This is a genomic window from Paenibacillus allorhizoplanae, from assembly GCF_927798215.1.
GTDB classification, from domain to species: domain Bacteria; phylum Bacillota; class Bacilli; order Paenibacillales; family NBRC-103111; genus Paenibacillus_E; species Paenibacillus_E allorhizoplanae.
Map to the genome: position 1 here is coordinate 82991 of NZ_CAKMMW010000017.1, position 22420 is coordinate 105410.

Here is a 22420-nt window from a genome sequence, read left to right on the forward strand (position 1 = left end):
GTGCTCCATGCGTATCCGTCGTTCCGTCCCGCTCTATCTCTCTAGCAACCTACTGCACGATCTCAGCTACTCTTCTTACACGTCCTCCCACTACGAGTCACCTTTCACTATTTACCTTCTATCTATACACTCCATCTATCGCGAATGCAAAGGCGTGTTGCTCAGATCAACAAATCCAAAAACAAATAATACCCCTCACCCATCGCAAATGAGTACGTCTGAATCTGACGCGAGGTATCCAAGTCGGTATAGGCTTGGGAGAGAATACCTTGCTTTTGCAAATTCATCATCAGAATGTTAGAGATGAAATAGGGCCGCCACGTCCAGTTCGCTTGACGATAGCTCTCGTCTTTGCCCCACCCATCTTCGGAACGTGTGTAGTTAGAGGAAATCTGGTAGCCATCCCCCTGACAGATGTACATACGGATGCAATTGTCCGTAACGTTACCGATGGTTTGCTCGATTACCGCATCAGCCTCCTCTGCATTCGAGATGTGAACAGAGGCGTTGATTAACGCATCCAGCCTTTGATGTACACTCAGCAGGTGATGGTATCGTCTAAATTCATCCTGTCCGAACGATTTAATTTCCTCTTCCAGCATGGCTTTGTAGGCATCTGGACGCTGCAGGTCTGGCTCTGCTTTTGAGAATAGAAAGCCTTGCACATATCTAGCCCCAACCTGTAAAGCGCTGCGCAACTCCTGCTTCGTTTCGACGCCTTCAACGAGTAGGGAAGCACCAATCTGAGCAGATACAATGGAGAAGGACTGCATAACTGCCTTATAGCCGTCGTGGACGATGCTCTTTTTCAAAATATTCAGGTCAACCTTCAAGATCTTCGGCTGCAAGCTCGCAATTCGATCGAAATTACTAAACCCGCTTCCCACATCATCAATAGCGATCGTACATCCGAATTCACGATATAATTCAACAATCCACGTCAGTTCCTGGAGCTTGCCCGTAAATTCCTCCTCGGTGATTTCAATGACGATCCGCGAGGGATTAATCTTGTATTTTTTTAACAATTCAATCGTTGGTAAGATTCCTGTTCGTTTGTAGGTTCTATAAATCCAAGAGGGCTTTAGGTTAATAAACAGTTCGCTCTCGTCCAATGCAGCAGCTATTCGTTCTATGGCCTGCTCTCTTAAATGGCGATCAATCATAAGCTGCATGTCCTCAGACATATCAGGGTCTTTGAAAAAGGGGCCTAAGCTCTCCACACCACTCTCACGAACCCATCTACCTAGTGTTTCATACCCTATTATTCGTTGACTCTGCAAAGAGATAATCGGTTGAAAATAGGGACGTACTTCGTGACGCGGCGGAATCTTGATGTTTTTCACCTGCACAGTGCGCCTCCTTCTCAGAAAATTTTCCATGTCACATGACTTAACATCCATATCGTTGTTGACTCATATTTTAAACGACATCGCCCTTTTCCGCAATCTTACATGGAAGAAAACATGACATTATTAGATATTAGAGGAATTTGTTGATGTTTGTCGAATTTCTAAGTGATCTTTTATTCTATTAGAAGTTAGGTGACCGATTGGAATGAAAACCTTCACGAGATCGCGGATCTCCATGCTATATGTTATTTTAATAGTCCTTTTACTAGCATTCGTCAGTGTATCCAACTACATGGCTTCTCGAAATATGGAGAGAGAAAACAATGCGATTGTAAATCAGGCGATTCCGATTCTAACGACGGCCAATAGTTTATTGACCAGCTTAATCAATCAGGAGACGGGGCTACGCGGTTACCAACTAGGTGGTGGAAATGAACAATTTCTTGAACCTTTTACCACGGGAAGAGAGCAGGTCGCCATGGATTTAAACACGCTTTCGACCTACGACAAGAAATATCCAACCCTACAACTTATTATTGATACCCAGGCGATACCAGCCATTACCAATTTGCAAAAGTACTATGATACGACGTTAGAATTATTCCGTGCTGGTAAAATTGAAGAAGCGAAAGCCCGTGTCACTGGCGGCAAAACGCTAATGGATCGCTATCGTGTCATTCATACGAGTATTGAGAAAAATATTGGGCAGATCACGTCTACAGCCTATGAGGCTTCTCAGCGAGCGGGCCAAACCTCCCGTTTGATCACCATTGTCGGCTTCCTAATCGCTCTTCTTGCAGGAGCTATGTCCATTATCATCTCCTTACGCTCCTACCAAGCGGAGAAAGAACTGCGCAAGAGCGAGGAAACTTACCGCTATATGGCCGAGAGTCTGGAATCCCAGAACGAGGAAATTATTGCCCAACAAGAGGAGCAGCAGATTACGTTGGCTAAGTTGTCTGAGCGCGAACGGGATTTGGAACTCATCTCCTCGTACCAAGAGAAGCTCACTGGCTATGTGAAATTAACCGATTTCTTGAAACATACGCTGCCTGCCTTATTAAATTCGCTTGCGCAGGATGCTGCCTTGGTTGTCCTTGAGGATCGTTCAGAGAATGGGGCTAGTTCCTACGAGGTTATTCATTCCATCGGGTATCCCAAGGGACATATTCAAGCTTCTCGCAGCGAGCTCTTCGGCCCAGCCAGACGTGTATTCGATGAGGGTGTTTCGATCACACATACTCGTGACGTGACAGGCAATGAGCAAGGTGTCCATAATGGTATGACACGAGCCATCGATCATTACATTCCGCTCACGGATGACAAGCAAGAAGTCATTGGTTTTCTATTATTGACGAGTTACCAAAGCTCGCTCTATCTAGAAGATAATCAACGTCTAACCAAAGGTTTAGTTCGTCAATTCGGACTCGCGTTCTATGCACAGGTCGTGAATGATGAGAAGCTGCAACAGGCGGAAAGCCTAGCCTTGCTGAACGATCAACTCACGGCAGAGAAATTGCTTTTAGAAGGTCAGCATGACCTTATTCAAAATATTCTAGAGTCGGCCCACGAGGGTATGATGATGTGTGATTCAGAGGGTACGATTCTCTTTGCCAATCATCGGATGAATCAATATTTCGGGCTAAATGAACGGATTGGCCAGAACCTTGTTAGCTGCAGCTATGAGATTGGGGCCAAATCGGCTAGTTTCCATGGGGTAGCAGCTTCCATCGAAGCCTTGATAGATCGCTCGCTGTCTCATTTAACGCAGCGCTTCAGCTTCCAGCAGGACGAACAGCTCCAACACGCAGAGCTCTATGCTACCGTTGTTAGCGAAGGCACTGAGCAGCAAGGCTACCTCTTCGTTTTCCGTGACCGTACGGAAGAAGAACGCGTGGATGAAATGAAGAATGAATTCATCTCCATTGTTTCACATGAGCTGCGGACTCCGCTGGCCAGTGTGCTTGGATTTATCGAAATTTTACTGCATCGCGACCTGCCGCAAGAGAAGCAGAAACGTTACATGGAAACCATTTATAACGAAGCTCAGCGCCTGTCGAATTTAATCAATGACTTCTTAGATTTACAGCGGATGGAGTCCGGTCGTCAATCGTACAACTTCGCCCCGATTCATTTGCAGTCTCTCGTCACAGAGATTGCAGAGCAATGGCAAGATAAGCAGCTGCATCAGATCGTCATTCACCAGCAAGAGCCCGAGCTTTGGGTACGGGCAGATGTTGATCGTATTCGCCAAGTCTTTGATAACCTCATTAGCAATGCTATTAAATACTCACCGGCAGCCGATCACATCGACATTCACTTGTTGACACATGACGGTAAAGTTACCATTGCCATTCAAGATTATGGGCTTGGTATACCTTTGGAAGCAAATGAGCATATGTTCTCGAAATTTTTCCGTGTCGACAACTCCGACCGTCGTCAGATTGGCGGCACAGGCCTCGGACTCGCCATTGTGAAAGAAATCGTCGAGGGCCATGGCGGGAACATCTCCTATACGTCTGAAATGGGGCATGGCACCACGTTCCGTATTGAACTGGACCAATATGAAATTTCCGGCCTAGACGGAAAAATTGTTATTTTCGAAGACGATGATAACTTGGCCAAATTAATTCAAGTCGCTTTAAATAAGCTGAGTCTACCTTCCATCCAACTGCGTTCCGCTGAGGAAGGCATGATCGCATTGCGTCGCTGTGAGGGTGAAGGTCCTGTTCTGTTTATCGTAGACATCCATCTAGAAGGCGAGAAAACAGGCTGGGATTTCATCGCAGACTTGTACAAGCATCCTGTGCATGCACAAACGCCGGTCATTGTTTCAACAGCGCTCGATCCGCCTCATGATTATCATGAGAAAGAGATCGAGAAATATCTGAAGAAGCCATTCACGATGGAACGACTCGTGCAGGTAGCGAAACGCCTGCTCGACAATAAAAGCAGCCTAGCCTACGTTTTCCCAGCTCAAAACAAAGAAACCCTCTCCACCACCCTAGAACGCAACGGCATTAACGTGCTCAAAATGCAAGAGAATCAGGACATGATTGAGGTTGATCTCATTCGGCCTCCGTCGGACAAGTAACCGTTTATTGATCTCTCCCACCTATTTTAGGTGGGGGAGATTTTTATTATTATTGTAAAGAAGAGGGATTTCCCTACAGAATCGCCAATATAATAGAGAAATAGAGGTAAGTGAAGAGAAAGGGTGTGCCCTTATGGCAAAGCTTGAATCCGCTTCCAAACCAATGCAAGGCCGAAGTGTTTGGGCGTTATTTTTCTCCCTGCCTATTTTCGCATGGGCGATGTACGATTTTGCAAATACCATTTTTTCTTCCAATATCGTAACTGTGTTCTATCCCTTTTACTTAAAAGAAACCTTGGGCAGCAGCGAGGAAATGAACCAGATTGCAAGTACGTTCATCACATACTCCAATGCGTTATCCAGTTTCTTCTTAGTGCTCCTATCTCCCTTATTCGGTGTTTGGATTGATCGCACGGGCAAAAAGAAAGCCTATCTCGTCCCCTTCACACTGGTTGCGATCATCGCAACATTTCTAATGGGGGCATCGGCCGTATGGGATACCAATAAAGAGTGGCTCGGCCTCAATACATCGATTCTCGGTGTTATTTTATTTTTCATGGTCGCCAAATTTTTCTATAACTCCAGCTTAGTGTTCTATGACTCCATGATTTCTGATCTGGGCAATGAACGCGAGATTCCTTTGATCTCCGGATTGGGTGTAGCCGTCGGTTATGTAGGTACGCTCGTGGGACTTATTGCATTCCTATTCGTGCATGATAATCACTTCGAAAGTACATTCATCCCGAGTGCGGTCATGTTCCTCATCTTTTCACTGCCGATCATGTTCTTGTATAAAGAGAAGCGGCAAAAGCCAGTGGCTAGCCACAAATCGTTGCTTAGCGGCTATCGCGAGATCTGGACGACATTCAAAGAAGCTCGAAAATACCAAGCAGCTTTCACGTTCATGATCGCCTATTTCTTCTTCAACGATGCCATTGCTACAGCCATTGCTGTTATGGCCATATACGCGAATACCGTCATGGGCTTCTCGACGGGGCAATTCATTCTACTTTATCTTGTATCTACGGTGTCTAGCGTGATCGGGTCCTTCCTATTTGGTTATGTGACGCGCAGTATTGGTCCTAAGAAAGCCGTAACCATTGTCGCTATAATCCTCATCGTGGCCATCTCCCTCGCTTCCTTAGCAACAAGCCAAAGCATCTTTTGGGTAGCAGGCAGCTTGTACGGCGTCTCTATGGGGGCGATGTGGGTGACCTCTCGTACATTGATCGTGCAGTTAACACCGGAAGAAAAACGCGGCCAATTCTTCGGTCTATTCGCCTTCTCAGGGAAGGTGTCCTCCATTGTCGGACCTCTACTCTACGGCTCCATCACATGGGCAATGGCCTCTACTGGCAACTTAGCGAGTCGAGTCGCACTTGGCTCCTTACTGGTCCTAGTCATCATCGGGCTTACCGTCCACATGCGAGTTCCGCAAAAATTGCAAAATCCCGCTTAATTCATGTACAATTATTTCTAACATGAGGGATCAGACACAGCAAACACTAGAGCATTTAAGGCTTTAGTGTTTTTTTGTAAGCTTCCGTTGGTTGCCGCACTACACTTCCTAGTCAGACACAATCTATCGTACAAGCGTTCATCAGAGAGAGGGGATATGGTAATGACTTTACGGTACAAAAGAGTCCTCATTAAACTGAGTGGCGGTGCTGTAGCAGGTGATAGCTCCTTCGGATTTGACCCTACACAGCTCGATCATATCGCCAATGAAATTATGACCGTCGTGAATTTAGGCGTTGAAGTGTGTCTTGTAATTGGTGGAGGTAATATTTTCCGCGGCAATATGGGCGAAAGCTGGGGCATCGAGAAAGCAGAGGCTGATAATATCGGCACGCTCGCGACGGTGATTAACAGCTTGATGCTGCGCGGGGTGTTGAAAGCGAAGACGGATGCTGAGGTGCGTGTTATGACAGCCATTCCGATCGCATCTGTGGCAGAGCCCTTCATTCGTTTACGAGCCATTCATCACTTGGAAAAAGGGTACATCGTCATTTTCGCCGGCGGAAATGGGCAGCCTTTCGTTACGACGGATTATCCGTCCGTGCAGCGTGCAATCGAAGTCAATTGCGATGCCATTCTCGTGGCCAAACAGGGCGTGGACGGTGTTTTCGACAAAGATCCGAAGCACCATCAGGAGGCGCTCCAGTACAAATCTCTCCATTACAACGATGTGATTCAGCACAATTTGAAGGTGATGGATCAATCTGCTTTCATTCTAGCGCGGGACTACCATGTGCCGATTCATGTGTTCAATTTCGACAAGCCTGGCTCAATGAAGGACATCTGTGCGGGGCTGAATACGGGGACGATTATTAGCGCGTCATCTGAACTCATTTATCATTGATCATTTTGCTTAACCTCCTCCATAGCTCCGTCGACCCATGGACTATTGCACCGTTGCACCAACGCATAATCGCAACTTTCCGGTCGCTGGCGCTCTCGGTTCTCGTGACAGGTATGAAGCAAGCCTCCTTTCATTGCAAAAAAGGATAGACAGCAGAAAGATCCGCTGTTCTATCCTTTTGTTTTTAAGCGCGTAGAAGCACGTAATAGTCATTCGCGTTCTTCGTTGCAAATCCACAGGATTCATAGAGGCCGAGCGCTTTCTCATTCTCTACCGACACTTCCAGCTTGATATGCTCCGCTTGATCTTGCTCTTTCAATGCGGTAATCGTTTGACTCAAAATCTGACGACCATACCCCTTACCCCTGGTTCCAGGCAACACGCAAAAACCATAAATAAATCCACTAACACCCGGCTCCACCATGGCACCAAGCTTTCCAATCGGCTCTTTGTTTTCACCTAGTTCTGCGATCCACGTCCGTTCCTTGTCACCCGTAATGGTCTGCATAACATACTCACGTGTATCAGCTTCCGACATGTCGAAGCCTGACATATTCAGCTTAACTAACAGCTCCGTATCGGAACTATCTGCTAAGCGAATGCTCAACTCTGTTGGCGTGGAGGCAGGTGGGATGACCTGCTCTTTCAGCTCCATCACATACTCCGAAAATGAATACTCCGCGCCCAACTTGGTCAGAAAAGCCTTCCCGCTTTCCGAGCCACGCTCATTAATGAAAATAAGCTTAGGAACCTCTCTCTGGCTGCACACTTCCCTAGCCCTTTGAACAAGCTGCCTGAAAATTCCTCGGCGCCGCGCCTCTGGATGCACCATGCCGCTGATTTCCACTTCGGTAGATAAGAAGCTGTAAATAGCTAGAAAACCAACTATCCGGTCATTTTCATAATAAACGAAATCGTTCGTCACGCCAGCAGGGCGGCTGGATAAGGTGCTCCAGTTTAATTTAATGTCAATGCCTTCATGCTTGTTACATAACTCCCATAGCGCTCGAACTTCCTCTAACTCTTCAGGAGATAATCCTGCTCTTGCATATATGCCTTGTTTCATATGTTGTCCTCCATTAGTCATCTCATTCATATGGACTTACCTGCTGTCATTATACATGTCTGAGCGCTGCCGTGGTAAGCTAATAAATCATTCTACATATTTTTTCGTGCAGCTGTGAACGGTATGCAGTAGCTATTCGTACTATCTATGATATCAGACAGAGAGGGTGTTCAATCACTTGGATGAGAATGAATTCATTCGTCGAGCCATGTTAGGCGACACCGCAGCTCTGTCTCAGCTTCTGCAGAAGCATTATGCATTTGTGTATAAATATGTGGTCAAAATCACGCTGAATCCCTCCCAAGCTGAGGATCTTACGCAAGAAACGATGGTCCGATGTATCGAAAAAATAAAGCTCTACAACGGGACTTCAAAGTTCTCGTCCTGGTTAATCACCATCGCCACACGATTGATGATCGATCAGGGCAGACGTCGACTCTGGGAGCGCAAGTGGCAGGAGAAAGAGCAGCAGCAATCCTTACGCCAACTGCAATGGCAGACAGCATATCACACCGATGACGCTTGGCCGGAAGTGTTAGATGCCTTGGCCGACATGCCGCGTGAGAGTCGTATTCCGCTCATTCTCAAGCATTACTACGGTTACACCTATGAAGAAATTGGCGGCATGCTCGCCATCGCGGAGGGCACCGTGAAATCTCGGGTGCACCATGCATTAAAACAACTACGGAAGGAGCTGAAGTAGATGGCTGATGAGTTGCACAAGCGGCGGCAAGCAGAGATGCTTGGAGGAGAGGCGGCGAAGCAGGACGACGGAGAGCAGACGAGCGAGGAGCTGGCCGATGAAATAACCTCTCGCAAGCTGCGTGAAGGGCTGGATCTGATTGAGGCTGCAGTCCACGTGCCAACGCCGAGCGCCGCATGGTTTGATCAGCAAATTGCCGCCGCGAAGCTCCAACGGAAATCCAAACTGATGCGCGATCTAGTGATCCTATGGATCAGCGCGATGCTTTCGTTTTATGTGTTATATCTTACGGTAACAGCTCAGCCGGTTGCCTTCCTCTCCATCCAAGCCGCGGCCATATTGGTTCCGTTAGCTTGGCTAATCCTAAGAAAGCAGGTGGACTCTCATGACACCAACTGAATCTAAATTCGATCAACTGCCCCTTTGGGCATGGATCGGTATCGCATTGATTTTACTCGTACAAAGCACATGGCTGTACATTGACTCCCGCAGGCGTGGCGCTCGCCACCCTTGGTTTTGGGGCATTTGGGGCATTGTTCAAGCCCCGGTTCCCACGATTGTTTATCTGTTCGCGGTGCGTAAGATTCACCGGAAATGAATGACGTATTACCGTTACGGTTGCCTTCCAGGGCAGCCGTTTTTTATTTCCAATTCAACATCCATATTGACTTCCTTTGGTCGAGTGAGCTATGATTTGGTTGTTATTTTACTAACTTAGTAAATTAGTAATTTAGTAAATACTACTCGAAAGGACTGAAAACATCATTGTTAACCAATCGTTATGTACGTACCATTCTCCTGTCCCGTGTGCTCCTACAGCTCGGTATTTGGATACGAAATTTCGCTATCCTCCTCTATATCTCGGATATTACCCATAATAATCCGCAGTATGTATCCTTGATTTCCGTTGTAGAGACAGCGCCTATTTTCATCTTCGCCTTCATTGGCGGTACATTCGCGGATCGTTGGCGTCCGAAGCTAACCATGGTTTGGTGTGATTTCATATCCGCCATTACCGTGTTCATCGTGCTGCTTGCTGTACGCTCCGGCTCTTGGTACGCTTTGCTGGTGGGGACGTTTATTTCCGCGAGTTTATCGCAGTTCTCTCAACCGTCTGCCATGAAGCTCTACAAAAAGAATGTACCCGCGGATGGGCTCCAAGGTGTCATGGCAATGTCGCAATCCCTTGTAGCTATTTTCATGGTCTTGGGACCCGCCATCGGTACATTTATCTATCTGAAATATGGCATTGAGGCTTCGCTCATCCTCACGGGTGTGCTGTTCTTAGGTTCATCACTTGTGCTTACTTCCCTCCCGAAAGACGACGAAGAAGAAGTCTCCTCGGGGAGCAGCAACTTCTTGAAGGAGCTCACGTCTGGCCTGCGATATGTGCAATCCAATCGTGCACTTCGAACACTAAGCCTCACCTTCGGTGTCACGGGTTTAGCGGCGGGTCTAGTTCAACCACTCGCGATATTCATTGCTATTGAGAAATTAGGATTAAGCAAAGAGTCTCTCCAATGGTTTATGATGGCCAATGGGGCCGCTATGCTCATCGGCGGGATTGTTATTATGGGGATTGCGAAGAAGGTTAAACCACAGTTTTTGCTTGCCACTGGTTTACTCGTCAGTGCCCTCTGCACAATTGGTGTTGGAGCCTCTACTCTCGTATCCGTGACGCTGATCCTACAGATCGTAAGTGGCTTGTTCTATCCCTGTATCCATGTCGGTATTCAAACCCTGATTATGCGGAACACTGAGGGGCCGTTCATGGGGCGAGTTGGCGGAGCGATTACGCCGATTTTTATGGGGATGATGCTGATAGGCATGGCTTTATCCGGTTATTTGAAGGATTCGACATCGTTATTTACCGTCTATGTTTTGAGTGGGTGTTTACTGTTCGCGGGGGTCGTGTTGCTTGGCCCGCTTCTTAAGAAAAAGCAAGCAAGTGCGAAGCAACAGGCTATGTAGGAAATGATGGCGGCATCCGTGTTTTGCCAGGTGTTCTACATCTGCGTTAAATCTGCTCCAAAGCGATTAGATGGATTTTCTCCAGCTAAATTCCCCGATAAGAGCTCATTCCTTGAAATAACTGGATTTCCTCCCGGTAATCCACCCTGTTTAGAGACTTCAGGGAAAAGCGGCAAAATAGATGGAGGTTTTCCAGTTATCCTTTCGGTTGAGGTACGAAGTGCCAGAGATATCGGGTGACGCGCAGCTGCCGAGTATCCAATCCCGCAGTTGCGCAATCGCATAGGCGGTAAAGTGCCTGCGAAGAATCTGCCCCTTCCTTGCACTCGCCCGCCACCACTCCTCCCATCACTTTACCCGCTTCCCTAGCACATACTCCTCCGGAGTCTGCCCTAGGATCGACTTGAAATCCTTAATAAAATGCGACTGATCGTGATAGCCAAGGTCCATCGAAAGCTTAGCCCAGTTGTGCGTGTCGTTTCCATCAGTGGTTTCCGCTGCGTTTTGGATGCGGGCGATTTTGATAACCCATTTCGGGCTGACACCAACATACTGGTCGAAGAGGCGTTGCAGCGTGCGGATATTCATCTGAAAATGTTCGCATATCGCATCAACCTTGGTAATGTCGGGTTGCCCATAAATATAATCTACGATTTGGTTAACTACTAGAACCTGTTCATCCTGCGCTGGAAGCTTCGAACGAATCATGCTTTCAACCAGACGAATGTTCCGCCTATCGTCACTATGGTTAAACACCTGAGCTTCTAAAGAACGAGGGTCAGTGTCAAAAACATCCCTAATACTTAACGGATTGTCTAGCATGCTAGATACGTTTTCTTTGACAAAAGGGTAGAAGCCGCCCGGCTTAAACTTCACGCCGAACACACTCCCCTGACCTTCCAGGTGATGTCCGTATTTCTCTTTGCCAGGTCCGAAAATGGCCGTGCGATCTGGCTCCACAACGAGATTCACGCAAGGATTGGGAATAACATGCTGTGTATAGGGTTCTTTTCCGACTAGGTCCCATCTGACAACCCAATAATGCCGAACGAAAAAGGCTACATCCTCAGCAGGTGCATACCGACAAAGTTGAAATTTGTGCCCACCTTGCTGAAAATTGATGATACCCAAGCTAGGTAACGGGGGGCTTGAAGCTGGCGTCGCTTTCGTCCCTAGACTCGTACTCGGATTTGGATTCGGATTCGTAGGCATATCGAACACTCCTTGTCGCGTTTTTACAATACATGGGAACAACAGTTGCCGTATGATAGGTAGGATTACAGAAGCGAAGGAGTCGAGCGGTTATGGAGCTAAAGTATGAATTTTATATTGGTGCAAGTACAAAGCAAGTTTGGGATATTCTCATCACACCAGAGGGTACTCGGCAAATTTTATTTGGCAGCGTGCTGCATTCAACCTTTGAAATTGGCTCGGACTATTCCTATATTGGCCCTGGTCAAGATGGCGATGAGACGGTTCATGTGTATGGCAAAATTTTGGCCTATGAGCCTGAGAAATTACTTAGCTGTACCGAGCATGCAGGTCCTTCCTATCGGGAGAACCACGCAGAGTTTGAATCACGTATGACAATTACCCTAGACACGGTTGGAAACTGTACGAAATTGACGCTTGTGAACGATCAATGGACACCAGACCACCCTAGCTTTGAGTCTACTAAGGCCAGCTGGTGGATGATTCTCAGCAATATCAAGACACTAGCCGAGACGGGTAAAACGCTAGATTTCGGTTGGTAGACTTGTAACCTAGAAAGAAATACAGGAGTCCATCTGGACTCCTTTTTGCATAGCTCAACACCAATTACAATGGCATCAGTGCCAGCTTCTCCTTACCTTCCAAACCATCAACCATCGCTTCCCACGCATGTGGCTTATTCGCAAGTACCGCATAATACCGCCGCAAGAATTTCGCCACCAACGCCGCACTAATCTCCACCTGATCTTCATCCGTTGGCAGGAAACAAAGATCCAGCTCCTCGACAGCTTCCCCATTGTTCTCCCAGGATGGGTGTACATAGGGGAAATCAATCCGCTTATAGCCAAGATGCGACAGCACCTCACGTCGAACGTAAGGGTCCATCGGCTTCACGCCGCCAAAAGCATGTCCCTCAATCCGATACGGATCGTAAATCTCAGCGAACATCCCTACCATCGGTTTACCCGATTCTGCCGCAAGTCGCTCAAGGTCCTGCCAGCGTTTTCTCGCTAGAAACCGTCCAATCCCAAGCCCCGCCCCACCGATAATGGTGAAATCCGTCATTGCCACTTGCCAATCCTCGTAATAGCGGTACTCCGTCGTACCGACCACTTTACCTTCATGCACAGCAACAAAAACGCGAATGCCCGGGTCTTCTAACGGCTCTTTCCACAAGGGATAATCCAGCACTTCCTCCGGCGGAAATACCTCTTTCATTAAATCGTGCATCGATCGGAACAACGGATCCTCAATGCTTGTTATACGTATGAATTCCATAAGGTCAACTCACTCCTCTTTGTAATATGTAAAAGGATTCCGCCACTCCATCAACAGCGCATGATTCAGCGATTCCTCATCTTCCAAATACCCCGTAACCACGCCCACTGGCGTCCGGCCACATCTTAGCAAAAAAGTGATCACCGGGTCCTTCATCGTCCCCGCCATCACGGCTGACACATAGCTATCTGCACTCATCGCTTCAGCTACCTTGTGGTAACCAGGCATCCGCCCGCCTCCAAGCAACCTTACCAACCCTAACTGAACGACGACTTCATACATGGACTGCATAAGCCACTTGCCTAACCCAAGCTTGCGATACGCTGGCATAATGCAAACATCCACAATGTAGAGTGTGTCCCCGTCTGGACGATGTGTGCGGATGGATCCACTATCCGTTACGGTTGACCAACTATGATCAGCGCTAGCCGCCATATCCTCACTGTCCACACGCAGTCCCGTAATTGAACCTACAACCTGACCCGCCACTTCCACACACAACGCGCCCTCGGGAAACCGAGTCACATGCTCCGTCAATTGTTCTTTCGTCCACCAAAGCTCAGAGGGAAAGGGAGGTGGAAAACTCGCCTGCTGAACAGCAATCAGCGCATCGAAATCTGCCACGCCATAAGTGCGAATGATCGCCTCCACGGGGGTATCACCATCGAAAACATAGAGATGTTTTCTCATAACATCATGACCAATCCGTATACAAATCCGTTCGGCGGTCACGCCAGGTAGTGACGGAGCCCCGCTCCCGAACGACTGCCAACAGCGAGAGGTCAAGATCGGCGGTCACAACCATATCGCCATTAATTTCCCCTTCGACGAGAACGCCTTTGGGCGGGAACGGCACATCATTGGGCGTAATGACAGCGGCTTGCCCGAAGTTCGCTCTCATGAAATCAACCGTTGGTAGAGCGCCAACAGTCCCCGTCGTTACCACATAGATTTGATTCTCAATCGTCCGGGCATGACACGTATATCGAACCCGATGGAATCCATGTCGATCATCCGTACACGAAGGAGCGAACAGCACATCTGCCCCACGAGCCCTGGCCATCCGTACAATTTCAGGGAATTCCACATCGTAACAGACGAGAATGGCAATCCGCCCTTTGTCCGTATCAAAAACCTGCAGCGAATCCCCCGCACCCATTCCCCATTCTTTTACTTCAGTAGGAGTAATATGCAGCTTCTTTTGCTCACCAATACGACCATCTGGATAGAACAAGAACGCCGTGTTGAACAGCTTGTCTCCCTCAGCCGTAATGTGCGTGCCGCCAATCAAATGCATGCCCGTTTGCTGAGCAAGTCCTTGAAATAAGTCGCGATATTTCTCCGTAAAAGAAGGGAGAGCTTCTATCGGCAATGCCTTGCCGTTCTCATCGCCAATGGACATCAGCTGTGTGGTGAACAACTCCGGAAACAGGACGAAATCCGCCTCAAACTCCTGCGCCACCTTCACATAATGCTCCACCTGTGCAGCAAACTCTTCAACGCTGCTTATCGTATGCAAATGATATTGAACAGCGGATACCCGCATCTTCATGATTCCAACACTCCCCCACCTTATTATTCTAACGGTCCCGTTACAACCGAACCAGCACCCTGCCTCTGACCTTGCCTTCCAACACTAGCTGCGCAGCCTCAGCAACCTCATCCAGCCGGGCTTCCTTATACACCGTCTGCTCAAGCAGCCGTGGCTTCAACTCCGTTGCCATCCGCTCCCAGAGCGTCTTCCTCACTGCTGACGGACAATAGACCGAATCAATTCCGAGTACATTCACGCCTCGCAGGATAAAAGGATACACCGTCGCCGCAAAATCCGCGCCGCCCGTCAATCCACTCAGCGCCACGGAGGCGCCGTATTTCATCCGACTGAGTACATGCGCGAGTGCCGAGCCTCCCACAGGATCAACTGCCCCAGCCCAGTACTCCTTGCTGATCGTCTTACTTTCGGCAGGCGAAAGCTCCTCCCGAGATAGTACCCGCGTCGCACCAAGCTCAAGCAAATACGCGTGGTCAGCGGACTTCCCTGTGCTTGCCTCCACTTCATAACCGAGGGCGGCGAGCATCGAGACGCTGCTGCTGCCAACACCACCCGTTGCCCCGCGCACGAGCACGGGCCCCTGCTCCTTGCGCAGCCCATTCTGTTCCATTCGGTGAATGGACAGGGCTGCTGTAAATCCCGCCGTGCCAAGGATCATCGCTTCGCGATGCGTCAGTCCCTGCGGGAGTGGCACGACCCAATCGGCGGGCACGCGCGCATACGCGCTGAATCCGCCGAAATGCCCTGTGCCCAGCTCGTAGCTGGTCACGAGCACTTCATCGCCCTCGCGATAGCGGGGATCAGACGAGGCCACGACCGTACCCGCCAAATCGATGCCAGGTACCATAGGGTACTGGCGCACGACTCGCCCCGATGGGCTGCAAGCCATCGCATCTTTATAATTAATACCGGAGTAAGCGACGCGGATCGTCACTTCCCCAGCGGGTAGATTCTCTATGCGCAGTTCTTCTATTTTGCAAGAAAACTGATCCTGTATTCGCTCTACCACTATTGCGTTAAAGCTATCCATATTCGGCGCCTCCAAGCTATTTCTTATCGCTTCACTTGATTCTAATAGTTTACTAAATTTTGTATCTCCTTTCCATTCTTGTATCCCTATACCTCCAATCACATTTTCCAAGCATTCCCTATGACCACACGCTAGGATGTGATACCATTAAATCGACAGGTTCACTTATCATTCTACAAATACTGGAGTGCGACCCATGGATCCTAAACTAACCATGTTCATTTCACTTATCGCAACCTCGGGAGTTTTCACCGTCTTCTTGTGCATGTACGCCTACATTAAACGCAAAGAAATCCCCGGTGCATATACATTCGTCATCTATACGGCTACAGAAGCTATTTATATTTTTGCCCATGCTTTTGAAATGGCCAGCAGTACGTTAGCCGAAGTAAAACGATGGACGATTCTCGAATATATCGGCATCGGGGCTGCGCCTGCCATTGGTCTACTGATTGTCATGCAGTACGTTGGCTTGAACTTGAGTCGTAGTAAGATAGCAGCACTCTTCGTCATTCCAGCCATCACCTTCTTTATGGTGAGCACCAATGAATATCACTACTTATTTTATAAAGACATGTATTTTCGTGAAAATGTACCCTTCCCTACTACGGATATCGTCATCGGGCAATATTACATCGTCCACGGCGCTTATATATTCGGATGTATGCTGGCAGCGGTCGTCTTGCTTCTGCGCAGATGGCGTCAAACTAAAAAAGCCTACCGTTTACAGCTCGTAACCCTAATCATGGGACAATTCATGCCAATGACCGGTGCATTCATCTATCTGATGGGCATAACACCGTATGGCATTGACCCCGTGCCCATGATTCTTTGTATCACTTCTGCCATGTACATCTGGGCGATTGTGTCTACACGGATGTTGACGATTATTCCGATTGCGAAGGATCGTATTTTTGAAAGTATGCGGGAAGGTGCTATTGTGCTGGACTTCGCCGACCGACTGGTGGACTTCAACGGTGTAATTAACTCGATGTTTCCAGGATTAACAACTGACACGCTTGGACTAACGCTCGATGAAGCTTGGATTCGGTTGTCGGGAAGGCCGTTTCCCGTGCTGCGATCACAAGACGGTGCACAGGAAGAATTTAGTTGGCGTGCCGCTGATGGCAAGGAATTCTATTATCAGACCCGCTCCTCCGTTGTACGAGGACGCAATGGGGAGCCAATCGGGAGTCTACTGATGCTGATCGACGTCACGGAGCAGAAACTGCTCCAAGATCAATTAGAACGGCTAGCCTATTATGATGGTTTGACGAAGCTGCTGAATCGAACGGAGTTCCTGCGTCGGAGCAAGATGATTCTGGAACAAGATCTGATTGGCGAGAAATCGACGTGCATCCTGCTCTTCGATATTGATCATTTCAAGAGTATCAATGATACCTACGGTCACGATGTTGGCGATCTGGCAATTCAGCACGTGGTGAGGGTGGAGAAGCGACTTGAGGCAGACATGCCTAGCGTGATGATTGCCAGGTATGGTGGCGAGGAGTTTGTCATGGCCTTACCTGCTTGCTCGCTGGATGAGGCGATCTTGCTGGCTGAACGGGTTCGTGCACAGCTCGCAGCAGAGCCGATGAGCGGCAGCTTTGGAACAATTGCCGTAACTGCTAGCTTCGGCTTAACGCAGGCAAGCCATCGAGGAGAGTCTTTGGAGATGCTTTTGAAGCATGCTGATATGGCCTTGTATCAGGCCAAACGGGCGGGACGAAATCAGGTCCAAGTCTATGACGGACCTGTGGAAGCAACGTTCAGCACCTCGCGGTGAGCATGAACTGTATAAACTACAGCTAAAATTAGCTTAACTCGGCGATTCCTGAGTTTAGATGGAAAAACTACAGCTAATTCTGTCATATGCAAGCATTTCGGCGAAAATGGCCTAAATTAGCTGTAGGAAATCCAGTTAATTGGCTGGTGGCGGGGTTGGCAGAGCACTGGTGGGGACTGACGGAGCTCGGATGACGGATGTGACGGAGTTGGCGGGGTTGGCGGGGTTGGCGGGGTTGGCGACGGATGAATACGTGCTGTACCAAATAGCAAAAGGGAGTTCCCCACTGCGGGAACTCCCTTTCTATTTCTTGCCGGACTCCACGTCCGTCCGTCAAAGCGAACTAGCTTCGCTGAATTGGCTCGCGTACAAGTCATAGTAATGCCCGCGAAGAGCCAGCAGCTCTTCGTGCGTGCCGCGCTCCACGATCTCGCCGCCGTGGATGACCAGAATAGCACTCGCTTCGCGGATTGTGCTGAGCCGGTGGGCGATCACGAAGCTTGTTCGCCCCTTCATGAGCACACCCATCGCCTGCTGGATGTGCTGCTCTGTCCGCGTGTCGACGGAGCTCGTCGCCTCATCGAGCACAAGAATCGCGGGATCGGCGAGAATCGCCCGCGCGATCGTGAGCAGCTGCCGCTGGCCTTGACTCAGGTTGCCGCCTCCGGCGGTCAACTTGGCGTCATAGCCGCTCGGCAGCTTGCGAATGAACCCGTCCGCGTTGGCAAGCTGCGCGGCGGCCTCCACTTCTTCGTCCGTCGCGTCCAAACGGCCGAAGCGGATATTTTCTCGGATCGTCCCCGAGAACAGATAAACATCCTGCAGCACGAGACCGAGCTGGCTGCGCAGGCTATCTTTTTCCATATCACGAATGTCTTGCCCATCTATCGTAATACAACCCTCATTTATATCGTAGAAGCGAGTCAACAAATTGATGATCGTCGTTTTACCTGCACCCGTGGGACCAACTAGAGCAATCAGATCACCAGGCTCTGCAGTGAATGAAACCTCATGCAGCGTGGGCACTTCGTCCGTGTAGCTGAAGGAAACGTTTTGAAACACGACTTCCCCTTTGACATCCGTTAGCTGGATACCCTCTTTGTTCGATTCGTACTCCGTCTCCTTATCCATCACTTCAAAAACTCGCTCCGCGCCCGCAATACCCGACTGAATCATATTATACTGGTTAGCGAGATCGTTAATCGGACGGCTGAATTGCTTCGAATAGTTCAAAAAGCTGATAATAACGCCAACCATCGTCCATCCCCTTAGCACCATCCAACCGCCGATAGCAGCCAATAAAATGAAGCTAAAATGATTGATCATATTCATGCTCGGCCCCATCATACCCGAAAGCTGCTGCGCGCCAGTACCAGCAATTCGAAGCTGTTTGTTAATTGCAGCGAGTTGATCGACTGCTGCGGCTTCTCGCTGGAATGTTTTCACAACTTTTTGCCCAGAGATCGTCTCCTCTATTAAGCCATTCAGCTCACCGAGCCGCTGCTGCTGCTCTTTGAACAAGCGTTGTGTATGTTTCGTGATTTGCTTGGTTGTGAAAAGTACGATAGGAACCGTGATTAAGGCGATGAGCGTAAGCCAAATATTCAACGTAATCATCATGATCAAAGACCCGACAATCATAATGATGCTGGTCATAATCTGCGTTAAATTTTGACTGAGCGTAGTCGCAACGTTATCGACATCATTGGTCGTGCGGCTCATGAGTTCCCCATGTGAGGTCTTGTCAAAATAGCTAATAGGCAGCTTGTGCAGGTGGCGAAAAAGATCTTGTCTCATTTGCCACACGGTCCGCTGGGATACCCCAGCAATCAGATAGGATTGGATCCAAGATGCAGCTCCACTGACTACGTAACAGCCCAGTAGCAGGAGACAGAGTGACAGCAATCCATTCCGATCTCTCGGGATGATGTAATCATCAATTGCTCTCCCAATTAAATAAGGTCCGAGCAAGGCGAGCCCACTGCCCAGGACCGTCAAGATGGCAACGGTGAGCAGCCCGGTACGTTGAAGCCTCAGATACCCCCACATGCGAAGGAGGGTTGCACCGATGTTTTTCGCGCGTGGTTTGCGAGGTTGCTTGTTAGCCATGCAGAGCAGCCTCCTTCCCTTGCTGGGAGTTGTAAATATCTTGGTACAGTGCGCTTGCCGCCAGCAGTTCCTCATGCGTTCCTCGTGCAGCGATGCGTCCCTCATCTAGGACTAGAATTTGATCGGCCTGCAGGACGGAAGAGACGCGCTGCGCGATAATAATGCGCGTACTGCCTGCCATCAACGCTTGCAGAGAACGCTGGATGCGTTTCTCCGTACCTAGATCAATAGCACTCGTGCTGTCATCCAGCACTAGTAATGGAGATCGCAGAAGCAAAGCTCGTGCTATCGCTATTCGCTGCTTTTGACCCCCGGATAGGTTCACGCCTCGTTGCCCCAATCTGGCTTCATAGCCCTCAGGCAGTTTGGAGATGAAGCTATCGGCCTCCGCTGCTTGAGCGACTGCCACCATCTCATCTTCCGATGCCCCTGGCTTGCCGAAAAGAATATTGTCGCGAATCGTCCCGCTAAACAAAATAGACTGCTGCAGCACGATTCCCACCTGACTCCGCAGCTGCTCTACAGGAAGTTCTCTCACATCAACACCATTTAGGCGAATATGTCCGCTGGACGTATCATAGAGTCGCGGGATCAAGCTAACCAGTGTGGATTTACCTGAACCTGTTGCCCCAAGTATGCCAATGGTTTGACCTGGCAGTACTTTAAACGAAATATCCTTGAGAACTGGCTGATCGGGAGCTGCTTCATACACGAATGAAACTCGCTCAAATTCCAATTCGCAACCTACTACAGGGGATGATGTCGATGAAGATTGCACTGGTTCAAGTAACTCTGGTTTATCTTGTTCCTGAGCAGGCTCATTCGGATCCACCTTCGTATCGAGCACCTCTCGAATCCGTTCTGCGGAAACCTGCGCGCGAGAAATATTCATCAGTGTATTCGTAATGGAAACGAGCGAAAACAGCACTTGGCTAATGTAGATGATGAATGCGGCCAAATCACCGATAGCCATCGAACCGCTCCATGTTTGGGCTCCCCCGAACCAGAGTACGGCAACGATACTTATGTTCAAAATCAACGTCATCAACGGCCCGCTTGTAGCCAAGGCGCGCGCGGAGCTAAGACTGGCATTCAGCAGGTCCGTGTTCGCTTTGCCAAAGCGGTTCCGCTCGAAGGCAGCGCGAACAAATGCTTTGATCACACGAATGCCTGTCGTGCTCTCTTGCATAACGGTGTTTACGCGATCGATCTTCGTCTGCATCTGACGAAAAAGCGGTGTAGATCGTTTCATCAACAGATACAGAATGACGAATTGAATCGGAACAACGGCTAACAGGATCAAGGAAAGACGTGGTGAAATGACCACGGCCATGATCAAACTGCCGATAAGCAGCGACGCTTCACGCGTAAATTGGCGCAGTAAAATTTGTAGGATGTTCAGCATTTGCATCACATCGCTGGTCAAGCGAGTGATCAGTGATCCGGTCGAGAATGTATCCAATTGTCGGAACGACAAGGATTGGACCTTCTCGAATACGCTTAATCGCAGGTCAGCACCGAAGCTTTGGGCCGCTTTCACTGTAAAAAATGTACAGCCCACACCGCCTATGAGACCAATGATGGCGACGCCTAACATATGTATGCCTGTCGACCAGATCAAGGCGAGATTCCCCTCAGCAACACCGTGATTTACAATGGTCGCCATGAGGCGAGGCTGGGACAAATCCATACATACCTCCATCACCATCAACAAAGGAGCGAGCAGTGTTATGAACCAATACGGTTTAACAAACGATCGTAGCTTCCACATGGCATGATGTCCTTTCTTTTGTTTGTCAGCTAACTAATTTTCGATATCAGTAGAGCGGAGATTATCTTTCATTTGGAGTAGCAGACGTCGAAACAAGAGCAATTCTTCAGGCAAAAAATGCGAAAATGTCAGCTCATCGGTCTCCTTAATCGCTTCTTTTACATGAACGGTGACTTCTCTGCCCTTATCGGTCAGGTAGACACGCGTAACCCGTTGATCGTTCTCGTCAGGACGACGTTCGACGAGTCCTGTCTTTTCCATACGGTCCACCATGACGGACAGGGTCGCCCGTTTGTTGTGGATGCGGTCAGCAAGCTCGCTTTGGCTGAGACCATCTTCGACAAACAAAGCTAGCAGCAGCGGTGGCTGTCCAGGATAAACATCATACTTATGAATGATTTGATCGATGTTGCGGCGGTGCATTTTTAGCAAATGAGACATCATATGTGTCAGAGAATCAGGTTTATGGTGACGGGACAATGGAGTAGCTCCTTTTTTAGTTAGTCAGCTAATTAATATTTTAGGTAGCGATGGTTGTCCTGTCAATACGATTTTTTCCATTTGCACGTGTGAGGGGATCGTGATAGGAAGGACCGGATGATCAGGGGCTGGTGAAGAAATGTGTATGGAGGGGCCTGATGTTGCTGGTGGGGTGGATTGGAGTATTGATTTTTTTTGTGAGGACGGATTGGTGGGCGTTCCGCGTCTGTTGTGGGGGTGAGTTAGGGAGTAATTAGTTTGTTTCGGGTGCGGAAAGCTTTGTGGTGATGGCACTTCTGTAGATGCTGGCGAGTTAGGGAGTGATTGGATTGTTTCGGATGCGAGAGGCTTGTTGGGGAATGGTGCGTCTGATGGTGGGAGTGGGTCGGGGAGTGATTAGCTTGTTTTTAGTTTTTAGTGCGATGGTTGCTGGGGTTGGTGAGTCTATTGCAGAGGCTGGGTTGGGTCCGGAACTTACAGTAGCCCAGTTATCACTTAGATGGAAAATCTCCATCTAAACTCATCATTTTCTCCTCAAATTTCAGATTAGCTGGATTTCCTACATGTAATTTCGCCTGTTTAGCGCCCAACGGGAGCATTCAGGGAAATTAGCTGTATTATTTCCATCTAATCTACAATTTCGAGTGTTTTCCACGA

The 22420-nt window shown here is 48.8% G+C and carries 21 protein-coding genes; 10 read left to right on the plus strand and 11 right to left on the minus strand.

The features are described 5' to 3' along the window. Positions 1-161: 161 nt before the first annotated feature. A complete protein-coding gene (locus tag L6I86_RS23875) occupies positions 162-1343 on the minus strand; it encodes an EAL domain-containing protein (protein ID WP_236290922.1) in 1182 nt (393 codons plus the stop codon). A gap of 211 nt (positions 1344-1554) precedes the next feature. Between L6I86_RS23875 and L6I86_RS23880 the strand changes: the two genes are divergently transcribed. The 3 genes from L6I86_RS23880 (at position 1555) to pyrH (ending at position 6805) form a co-directional block, all read left to right on the plus strand. After that, positions 1555-4443, plus strand: coding sequence for an ATP-binding protein (locus tag L6I86_RS23880; protein ID WP_236290923.1), 2889 nt, complete (start codon positions 1555-1557; stop codon positions 4441-4443). Between the two features lie 133 nt (positions 4444-4576). Continuing rightward, positions 4577-5902 (plus strand): MFS transporter, encoded by a 1326-nt coding sequence (locus tag L6I86_RS23885; protein ID WP_236290924.1) that lies wholly within the window; start codon positions 4577-4579, stop codon positions 5900-5902. 162 nt (positions 5903-6064) lie between these two features. Beyond that, positions 6065-6805: a UMP kinase gene (pyrH, locus tag L6I86_RS23890; protein WP_236290925.1), complete on the plus strand. Its 741-nt coding sequence runs from the start codon at positions 6065-6067 to the stop codon at positions 6803-6805. A 184-nt stretch (positions 6806-6989) separates the two neighbouring features. Here pyrH and L6I86_RS23895 read toward each other — a convergent pair whose 3' ends face one another. Continuing rightward, positions 6990-7871, minus strand: a complete 882-nt coding sequence (locus L6I86_RS23895) for a GNAT family N-acetyltransferase (RefSeq protein WP_236290926.1) — start codon at positions 7869-7871, stop codon at positions 6990-6992. Positions 7872-8037: 166 nt separating this feature from the next. Between L6I86_RS23895 and sigY the strand changes: the two genes are divergently transcribed. From sigY to L6I86_RS23915, 4 genes are all read left to right on the plus strand, one after another. Then, the gene (gene sigY / locus L6I86_RS23900; RefSeq protein ID WP_338113439.1) at positions 8038-8574 is read left to right on the plus strand and encodes an RNA polymerase sigma factor SigY; all 537 of its coding nucleotides are present in this window, start codon (positions 8038-8040) and stop codon (positions 8572-8574) included. A gap of 12 nt (positions 8575-8586) precedes the next feature. Continuing rightward, positions 8587-8973, plus strand: a complete 387-nt coding sequence (locus L6I86_RS23905) for a YxlC family protein (protein WP_236290928.1) — start codon at positions 8587-8589, stop codon at positions 8971-8973. After that, complete coding sequence (locus L6I86_RS23910) at positions 8960-9172, plus strand: sigmaY antisigma factor component (RefSeq protein WP_236290929.1); 213 nt, start codon at positions 8960-8962, stop codon at positions 9170-9172. The genes L6I86_RS23905 and L6I86_RS23910 overlap by 14 nt, the downstream gene beginning before the upstream one ends. Before the next feature lie 167 nt (positions 9173-9339). Beyond that, on the plus strand, positions 9340-10545 hold the full coding sequence (locus L6I86_RS23915; protein WP_236290930.1) for an MFS transporter: 1206 nt from the start codon (positions 9340-9342) through the stop codon (positions 10543-10545). Between the two features lie 35 nt (positions 10546-10580). On the opposite strand, the gene L6I86_RS23920 is transcribed toward L6I86_RS23915, so the two are convergent. Beyond that, positions 10581-10871, minus strand: coding sequence for a hypothetical protein (locus tag L6I86_RS23920; RefSeq protein WP_236290931.1), 291 nt, complete (start codon positions 10869-10871; stop codon positions 10581-10583). 22 nt (positions 10872-10893) lie between these two features. Next, positions 10894-11757 carry a helix-turn-helix domain-containing protein gene (locus L6I86_RS23925; RefSeq protein WP_236290932.1) on the minus strand — a complete coding sequence of 288 codons (864 nt, stop codon included), beginning with the start codon at positions 11755-11757 and terminating at the stop codon, positions 10894-10896. A 92-nt stretch (positions 11758-11849) separates the two neighbouring features. On the opposite strand from L6I86_RS23925, the gene L6I86_RS23930 reads away from it, so the two are divergent. Next, positions 11850-12299: an SRPBCC domain-containing protein gene (locus L6I86_RS23930; RefSeq protein WP_236290933.1), complete on the plus strand. Its 450-nt coding sequence runs from the start codon at positions 11850-11852 to the stop codon at positions 12297-12299. A gap of 64 nt (positions 12300-12363) precedes the next feature. On the opposite strand, the gene L6I86_RS23935 is transcribed toward L6I86_RS23930, so the two are convergent. The 4 genes from L6I86_RS23935 to L6I86_RS23950 are packed head-to-tail and all read right to left on the minus strand — an operon-like array spanning position 12364 to position 15617. Next, positions 12364-13035 (minus strand): GNAT family N-acetyltransferase, encoded by a 672-nt coding sequence (locus L6I86_RS23935; RefSeq protein WP_236290934.1) that lies wholly within the window; start codon positions 13033-13035, stop codon positions 12364-12366. A 9-nt stretch (positions 13036-13044) separates the two neighbouring features. Then, positions 13045-13725, minus strand: coding sequence for a GNAT family N-acetyltransferase (locus L6I86_RS23940; protein ID WP_236290935.1), 681 nt, complete (start codon positions 13723-13725; stop codon positions 13045-13047). Between the two features lie 4 nt (positions 13726-13729). Continuing rightward, positions 13730-14587: a carbon-nitrogen hydrolase family protein gene (locus L6I86_RS23945; protein WP_236290936.1), complete on the minus strand. Its 858-nt coding sequence runs from the start codon at positions 14585-14587 to the stop codon at positions 13730-13732. Between the two features lie 40 nt (positions 14588-14627). Then, positions 14628-15617, minus strand: a complete 990-nt coding sequence (locus L6I86_RS23950; RefSeq protein ID WP_236291004.1) for an acrylyl-CoA reductase family protein — start codon at positions 15615-15617, stop codon at positions 14628-14630. Positions 15618-15813: 196 nt separating this feature from the next. On the opposite strand from L6I86_RS23950, the gene L6I86_RS23955 reads away from it, so the two are divergent. Together L6I86_RS23955 and L6I86_RS23960 are read left to right on the plus strand one after the other, a co-directional pair. Further along, entirely contained in the window at positions 15814-17403 is a 1590-nt protein-coding gene (locus L6I86_RS23955) for a histidine kinase N-terminal 7TM domain-containing diguanylate cyclase (protein WP_236290937.1), read from the plus strand. A 139-nt stretch (positions 17404-17542) separates the two neighbouring features. Next, positions 17543-17782: a hypothetical protein gene (locus L6I86_RS23960; protein ID WP_236290938.1), complete on the plus strand. Its 240-nt coding sequence runs from the start codon at positions 17543-17545 to the stop codon at positions 17780-17782. On the opposite strand, the gene L6I86_RS23965 is transcribed toward L6I86_RS23960, so the two are convergent. From L6I86_RS23965 to L6I86_RS23975, 3 genes are read right to left on the minus strand one after another with little or no spacing between them, the layout of a single operon-like run. After that, entirely contained in the window at positions 17737-19512 is a 1776-nt protein-coding gene (locus tag L6I86_RS23965; protein WP_236290939.1) for an ABC transporter ATP-binding protein, read from the minus strand. The two genes, L6I86_RS23960 and L6I86_RS23965, sit on opposite strands and share 46 nt — an antisense overlap. Beyond that, entirely contained in the window at positions 19505-21283 is a 1779-nt protein-coding gene (locus L6I86_RS23970; protein ID WP_236290940.1) for an ABC transporter ATP-binding protein, read from the minus strand. The genes L6I86_RS23965 and L6I86_RS23970 overlap by 8 nt, the downstream gene beginning before the upstream one ends. A gap of 33 nt (positions 21284-21316) precedes the next feature. Beyond that, complete coding sequence (locus tag L6I86_RS23975) at positions 21317-21763, minus strand: MarR family winged helix-turn-helix transcriptional regulator (protein ID WP_236290941.1); 447 nt, start codon at positions 21761-21763, stop codon at positions 21317-21319. Between the last annotated feature and the right edge of the window lie 657 nt (positions 21764-22420).